This is a genomic window from Deltaproteobacteria bacterium (assembly GCA_030654105.1).
GTDB lineage: Bacteria > Desulfobacterota > SM23-61 > SM23-61 > SM23-61 > JAHJQK01.
On record JAURYC010000077.1, the window covers coordinates 1 to 3,424 of the forward strand.

The window sequence follows — 3,424 nt, forward strand, 5'->3', positions numbered from 1 at the left end:
CTCTGCTTTTTGTTGAGCACAAACGATCCGAGGAGGCCCTGCGGGTATCGGAGGAACGGTATCGAGACATTCTGGAAAGTATCGAGGATGGCTACTACGAGGTTGACATCGCAGGAAATTTTACCTTCTTCAATGATTCCATGTGCCAAATATTGGGATATTCTAAAGAAGAAATGATGGGCATGAATAACCGGCAATACACCGATCAAAAGAACGCTAAAAAATTGTATCAGGCTTTCAATAAAGTTTTCCGAACGGAGCAATCTGCCAAAGGGTTCGAATGGGAGATTATAAAAAAAGATGGGACGAAGAGGGACATTGATGCTTCGGTATCATTAATTAAGGATATTTCAGGTAACCGGATAGGGTTTAGAGGCATTGTCCGCGACATCACCGAGCGCAAGCAGGCAGAGAAAGAAATGGCGGCTCTTCAGGAGCAGTTGCGCCAGTCCCAGAAGATTGAGGCTATCGGTCAGTTGGCCGGAGGGATTGCCCATGACTTCAATAACTCCCTCACCCTGATCAAAACTTGCAGCCAGCTTGCCCTAATGGATCTCAAAGCGGGAGACCCTTTGAGGGGGACATTCGAAATGATCGACAAAGCTACCCAGCAGTCGGCCAATCTTACTCGCCAGCTCTTAGCCTTCAGTCGCCGCCAGATAATGGAAATGAAGGTTTTGGATTTGAATAGTCTTTTGGGGGATATGGATAAGATGTTGCATCGGGTGATTGGGGAGGATATTGAGTTAGTGAGTATGTTGGCGGGGGATTCGGGGAGGGTGAAGGTGGACCCCGGGCAGATGGAACAGGTTGTTCTCAATTTAGTACTCAATTCCAGAGATGCCATGCCCAGAGGGGGAAAGTTGACGATTGAGACGGCCAAGGTGGATTTGGATGAAGCGTATGTAAATGGTCATGTGGGAGTGAAGCCGGGGCGATATGTGCGGATTGCGGTGAGTGATACAGGGGTGGGGATGACCACGGAAGTTAGGGAAAAAATATTTGAACCATTTTTTACCACAAAGGAAAAGGGGAAGGGAACGGGGTTGGGGTTATCAACGGTGTATGGGATTGTGAAACAGAGTGGGGGGAATATTTGGGTTTACAGCGAGCCGGGGAAGGGAACTACGTTTAAGGTTTATCTTCCCCGCGTGGATGAGCCGTTGGAGGAGGAGAGGGCGAAGCGAATAGAAGAGGAGCTCCCTCGTGGGGGGGAGACGGTGCTGGTGGCGGAGGATGATGGGGATGTACGGAATTTGGTGGTACAGATATTAAGGAAGCAGGGTTATGAGGTTTTGGAGGCCGCCAATGGAGGGGAGGCGTTCATGATATGCGAGAAGCATGAGGGGTCAATAGATTTATTGGTCACGGATGTGGTGATGCCGGTGATGAGTGGGCGGGAGTTGACGGACCGTTTATTGCTTTTGCATCCGAAGATTAAGGTATTGTATATGTCGGGATATACCGATGATACGGTCGTGCGTCATGGGGTATTGGAAGAGGGGGTTAATTTTTTTCAGAAGCCTTTTTCTATGGAAGCATTGGTACTAAAAGTGAGGGAAGTATTGGATAAATAAAGCGAAATTGCGGATTTCGGAATGCGGAATTTTTTAATTAAAAGCAGGCAAAAAAACAGGCACAGGATGCAGGATTCACGATACAAGATACACGATGCAAGGCGCGAAGGATTACGCTATGCGCTTTGCGCTATGCCCGTAGCGGTTTTAAATTGGCTGGAGCGATGTAGGGCCGAAAGAGCCCGGATAGCCTTCTCCGGGCAGGAAAAAACGGGCACATGGTGATCATCCAACCAGGCGAGGGTTTCATTCCTGCCTGATTCCATTCCCGCAACCCAGACCGCGATGGGTTTTTTAAATTTAAGCGCTTGGGGAAAGACCTGGAAGAAATCCCGGGGAAGCGCAAATGCCCGTGAGGGGAACTGCACGGCAATTCCGTCCACACCCGGGTCGGGCACAATAGATTCGAGAAGGAGGCTGTAAACCATCCTTATGTCGTTGAACTGTAAGGAAACGCCGAGGTCAAAGGGATTCCCCGAAATCTCCCAAGGGGGAAAAATGGGTCTGAGCTTGATCAGAACCTCATTTGGTAACTTGGCAAGAGAAAGGCCGGCAAACTGACAATGGTCCGTTACGATTACCGCCTCCCCACCCGGAAGCGTGGCAATGGCGATGCGGTTTCCCGGCAGCAAAATGGAACCAAAGCGCTCCAGCGCCCTCGTCAGGTCGAAAAACTCCTCAATGGTTTGAGCCCGAATGGCCCCGGACTGCCTCAAGGCAGCTTCGAACACAAGATCGCTTCCCTGGACAATCACCCCAGTATGCGAAGAAACCGCTCTGGCCCCGGCCTCGGTGCGCCCGGATTTGAGGACGACCACATGCTTTTGCCGTGAAGCTTCCCGCAGGAGCCTTAAAAATTCTCGCCCGTCCCCCTCGATACTCTCCAGGTGAATGCCGATGACCCGGGTTTGGGAATCTTGGGCCAGGTAGGTCAAGGCATCCACCTCGTTGATGTCCATCTTGTTTCCCAGGTCGATGAGCTTGTTGAGATGAAGGTTGAAGTCTGCAAAAAGCCAGTCGATCCTGGGTTCATACAAACCGGATTGGAAGATCAGAGAAAGCCCGCCAACCTTCATCCGGTCGATCGGGTGAAAGCTGATAGCCAAGTTTGTCGATGTGTTAATCGGACTCAGAGCATTGGGACCGATGGCCCGGACACCGTTTTCTTTGAGGAGCTTGGCCATCTCCTTCTGCACCCTCCTGCCCTCCTCCCCGGTCTCGGAAAAACCACCGGCCACGAGTACGACGTTTTGGATCCCTTTTTCTATGCAATCTTTAAGAAGGCTGGGAGTTGTTTGATAAGAGACTGCTACGACAGCCAGGTCCACGTGTCCATCGATGCTTTTTAGATTCGGATAAACCTTTAAACCTAAAATATCCCCGGCCTCAGGGTTGACGGGATAAATTTTCCCTGCGAATCCGAGCTTGACCAGGTTAGCCACCAGATGGTAGTTGACTCTAAACGCATTCCTTGAAGCCCCCACAATTGCCACACTCTCAGGATAGAAAAATTTATACAGAAAATGGTCCTTCCCGCTTTCCATACCCCTCCTTTCCCCTTCCACCTCGCGCCTTAAACCTATCCTTTTTTATTTCAACCTACTAAATTCGAAAGAAAAAAGCAACATTTTCAAAAAGATTGATCCTCATATCCCTTTTAGATTCTTACCCATTAAAGTTTGAGAATTTATCTCTAACGTTTATCCGCAAGGGATGCCTAAATTCTAAATTCGAAGCACGAAATTCGAAACAAGTCCGCCTAAGGCGGATTCAAAATTCGAATTATCTAAACAAAAAAGTTTGGAATTTTGATATTTGAATTTTGAATTTGTTTAGGATTTCGATAT

Annotated in this window: 2 protein-coding genes; one reads left to right on the plus strand and one right to left on the minus strand. The window is 48.9% G+C overall.

From position 1 onward, the window contains the following. Positions 1-1,577: PAS domain S-box protein (locus Q7V48_02955; protein ID MDO9209696.1), on the plus strand; the 1,577-nt coding region annotated here is incomplete at its 5' end. A 116-nt stretch (positions 1,578-1,693) separates the two neighbouring features. Here Q7V48_02955 and Q7V48_02960 read toward each other — a convergent pair. Continuing rightward, positions 1,694-3,121 (minus strand): CoA-binding protein, encoded by a 1,428-nt coding sequence (locus Q7V48_02960; GenBank protein ID MDO9209697.1) that lies wholly within the window; start codon positions 3,119-3,121, stop codon positions 1,694-1,696. Positions 3,122-3,424 lie beyond the last annotated feature (303 nt).

Coding starts and splice junctions, on each gene's coding strand:
- Q7V48_02960 (MDO9209697.1), bottom strand. CDS start 3,121: ATGGAAAGCGGGAAGGACCATTTTCTGTATAAATTTTTCTATCCTGAG.